Source organism: Streptomyces sp. RP5T (genome assembly GCF_003933965.1).
Lineage (GTDB): Bacteria > Actinomycetota > Actinomycetes > Streptomycetales > Streptomycetaceae > Streptomyces.
The window spans coordinates 1-4,104 of record NZ_RSAJ01000687.1; the positions used below are offsets into that span (position 1 = coordinate 1).

General features: G+C 71.6%; 1 protein-coding gene. It reads right to left on the minus strand.

The features are described 5' to 3' along the window. On the minus strand, positions 1-4,104 hold a 4,104-nt coding region (locus EHS43_RS39165), incomplete at both ends, for a lonely Cys domain-containing protein (RefSeq protein ID WP_125195340.1).

Sequence of the window (4,104 nt, forward strand, 5' to 3'; positions counted from 1 at the left end):
GGTGTGGGGCTGGGGCACATGGGTGCCTTCCGCCTGGTCCCACAGGGCCCGGAAGCCCTCGTAGATCTCGTTCTGCTCCTGCGTGGCCTCGACCGGGTTGACCGGCCCCGCGTACACGGCGTCCGGGTCGGCGCCGTACAGCCGCTGCATCAGCGGGAACAGCGTCGGCTGGTGCCTGCGGACCCAGTCGGGTCCACCGTTCTGCCGCGTCTCACCGGTGTACGGGTCCTTGCCCCGGTTCGCCCGCAGGTAGACGTTGGTGAGTTGGGCGAAGAACTCCAGCTCGTCCCGGCTCGAGTAGTTGACCCCCGTACGGCGCCCCTCGGCATCCATACCGTGCAGCGCTCCGTCGGGCCACAATGCGCCGTACTCGTCCAGGGTCGCCTGGTACGCGTCGTGGATGTCCTGCTGGTCGCTCTCGCTCAGCCCGTACCGGTAGATCGTGTGCGCGAACTCATGGAGGGTCGTGGAGTACCCGTCCGGATAGGCGGGATCGGTCCCGGGGACGGAGGTGAACTCGCCGAGGAGGTTTTCCTCCGTCACACCCGCCGTCCGCAGGCCGACACCCCGCAGCTCGTCCCACGACCGGCCGTCCGGCCTGTTCTGCCCCGCCAGGCCGCGGAACGGGTCCAACGTGGTGATCGCCTCGCTCCTGGGCACCACGATCATGCGAGCGCCGTTCTTCAGCAGCCTCGCCGTGACGTCGGGGTCGCGGAGCGCACGCGCGATCTGCGCCTGTGCCTCGTCCCGCGCCGACACCGGCTGGTCCACCCCGGCCGGTACCTGCACCATGAGCTGCGCCGCCGTCCGGGCGAACTCCGAGGCGGGCAAAGCGTCCCAGAGCGTCTCCGCCAGGACCGGGTCGGATGCCAGTCGCTCACGCTCGGCCGGTGACAGCAGCGCCAGTTCGCGCGTCCGGTCCGCCTCGGGCATGCCCGGCAGACGCGACGCCAGTTGCCGGATCGGGTCGGCCGCCACCGCGTCGGTGGCGCGCAAGACGTCGGCGAGAGTGGTGAGTTCAGTATTCAACCATCTCAGGTCGTTCTGCTCCGCGCCGAGGGTCCGCCACTTCGCCTCGTGTTCCGGCCGGGTCTCGCTGTTCCGCGCGACACCGTCCAGCAGTTCGCTGAGGCGGACCGTCAGCGTGGGGGCCGCCCCGGAGGGACGGGCGGCGCGGTAGGCGTCACCGTGCAGGGTCTCCAGCCGAGCGGCCGGGAGCGCGTCGTCGGTCGGGGCGTGCGACAGCCCCCACAGCAGGTCGAACAGGTCCCTCATACGCTGCTGCTCACCGGTGGCCAGCGCCAGCTTGTACGCGGTGTCCGCCAGCGACTGGGAGACGGTGGGAACGAGGAAGCCGCCGATTTCGGTGGTGTCGGTGGTGTCGGTCGAGGTGGGGCCGTGGATACCGAGGCTGATCTCCGTTCCCTGGACCACACCCGTCAGCGAGCGTCCGTCATCGCCCACGCGCAGGGCATTCGGTGACGCCTCGGGGAAGATCTGGGCGATGGCCTGATTGACGACATCGGCAAGCAGTCGCACATCAGCGGAGAGTTGGAACTCCAGGGTGCCGAGAGGACGCGGGTTCTCGAACTGCACCCTGCCCCGCGTCCCGCCGGCCAGGACCACAGGGTGGCCGAGGTCCCGCATGAGGGCGCTGAACCGGCGGCCGACGTCCAGCTTCGCGTCGTCGGAGAGCGGCGGAACGGGCGACGCCCCGGCGAAGGCCTGCGTAGGGGACTCGGCAGGTGGCAGCGAAGCAGGCTGCGGAGCCGTAACAGGCGGCGGCGCCGACACGGTGGAGACGGCGTCCGCCGTGACCGCGCCGGCCGGGGGCGCGGGCAGCGGGGCAGCGGTGTGGGGCCGCGGCTGATCCACGGGGGCAGGTCGGCCCTTGACGTGGCCCTGATGCGCCGGCCCGCCCGCGGCACCCGACTGGTCCGTCCCACCCCAGGCGGACGTGCCGACGCCGAACGCGGACGAGGCCGAAGGGCCGGAAGGCACCGCCGGGGTGAGCTGCGGAGCGGTGGCAGGGCTGCTCATGAACTCCGGGAGCGCCATCGGGCCCCCGGCCTGTTTGTTCGCCTGGTTCAGCAGGCCGACCAGTGCCTGCCCCGGGTCTGCCGGTACCGGCAGGCCGTGTCCCCCGTAGAAGAGTGCCAGGAGCTGGTCCAGATGGCGCCCTGTCAGCGGCTCCCTCTCACCCAGCCGCCACCGCATGCTCTCCAACGCGCCCAGACCGACGAGATACGCCGTGTACTCGTCGGCACGGTCCGGAGACTCGATGCCCGGCATGGCGTGCCGCAGAGCGCGGGTGAAGCGGCGTGCCCGCGTCAGCTGCTCCGGCAAAGCCGTGGGCAGGCCCGCCCGTCCGGCGACTAGAGGCATGTAGGCGTCGGAGATCTCCGGGATGAACAGCACGACGTCCTCGCGCTGTTCATCGAGCCGACCGTGGATGAGGATGCGGTCCGGCCTGCCGCCCTCCTCTCCCTCGGCGGGGCTCGCCTCCGCTGCATAGGCGTAAGCGGGCGTCCCCGTCTCGTTGGCCACGTGCTGGGCGGCCGGGACGTCGATCAGCGGGTCGTGGTGCTCCGGGTGGATGGCAGCGCCGTCGCACGCGTCCAGCCATACGGCGTGCTTGCCCCGGAAGCTCGGACGGCGCCGGATGAACCGGCCGACCTCCTGCCCGGGCACGCTCTCCTCGTCCACGAGCTCGCTGCCGTCAGGTTCACGCTTCCTGTACGGCAGTTCCAAGCCGCTGTTGAAGATCTGCCCGTGCGCGGCAAACACGTATGCGCCGCGCATGCCCTCCGGCATCTCCTGCAGCGGCCCCTCGGTGTCCGTCTCAGGGTCCCACCGCGCGAAGTGCCGTACCGCGGGCAGGGAAAGATAGGCCCACTCGTTCTCGGCGAACTCCTGCGGGTCGTGTGCGGCCCGCCCGGCCGACTGGTGCGTCCGCGGGTCGACCATGGTGTACGTCACCAGGTCGTTCTCCGTGAACGACGTGCCGGTGCCCGGACGGAAGACCATCCCGCCCTCGGAGGGGTCCAGCGCAGGGGCGGGCAGCATGCCAGGAGGGCTGGCGATCCACTGCCCCAACGCCTGGGTCCCCTCCGGCGCTGCGAGGAAGGCCACGTGCGGCCGCCCGCCGCCCACCGGGTTGACGAAGAGGTACCGCGCGTCCATCGACCAGACGGTGACACCAGCACGGTCGGCCGACCATCGTGGCAGCGCAAGGAGGCCGCTGCCCGCGTTCGCGGTCAGGATCACGACCGGCACCCCGGGCGGCCGCTCCGGGTCCCTGGCGATGACGTCGGCCACCTGTTCGGGCCCGTACCGGCGCGTCCTCCCCCCGGGGCCGTCAGGCAGGTACAACCCGTCAGGACCGCCGTCGGCAACGATCACGTAGACCGGGCCGTCGCCCCAGGGAGTCTCGATCGCGCCGCGACGTGTCCCGCCCGCCTGGAGGACGTCCCACTTCGACAGATCGAGGTCGTCGACCTGCTGCCCTGTGTAGTTCCGCCCCCGGCCGGGTGCGCCGCCGATCCGGGTCCCCTGCGCGTACACATGCGTAGGGGACGGCAGCACCGTACCCGGCAGGGCGCCGAACGCCTGGGGGTGCTGCTGGTGTCCCTGAGCCTGCGCCAGCGCCAAACCGAAGGTGCTCGCGAGGGGATTGGAACCACCGGACGGCGCGTTGCCGAAACCGCCAGGTCCCCGATTCGACGCCTTGGTGTGCCCCACCCTCGGGCCGGCCCGCCGCGGGGAGGGCTCACCCAGCGTCGTGGTCGTCGTGCCCTCGGTGTCCAGCTCCCCGACGGGTAGCGGAGCGGAATCGTCGGGGAACACGCTCGACGTCGCGGTGGCGGGCCGGTGCGGCGCAGGCACCGGGTCCTCGGTGGAAGCGATCGGATCCTCGGTGGAGGGGATCGAGTGGGTGTCCGTGAGGTCCTCGACGGTCTGGAGCTGGTCCAGCGGTACGGCCGGGGCCGGGAGTTCGACCGTGGCGGGGGCTGCGTCCGGGGCCAGATGGATTCCGGCGTAGCGGAGTATCTGGCGCAGGGCGGTGGCGTCGTTGCGGGTCTGGAGGCGGTCGCGGTCGGGGGC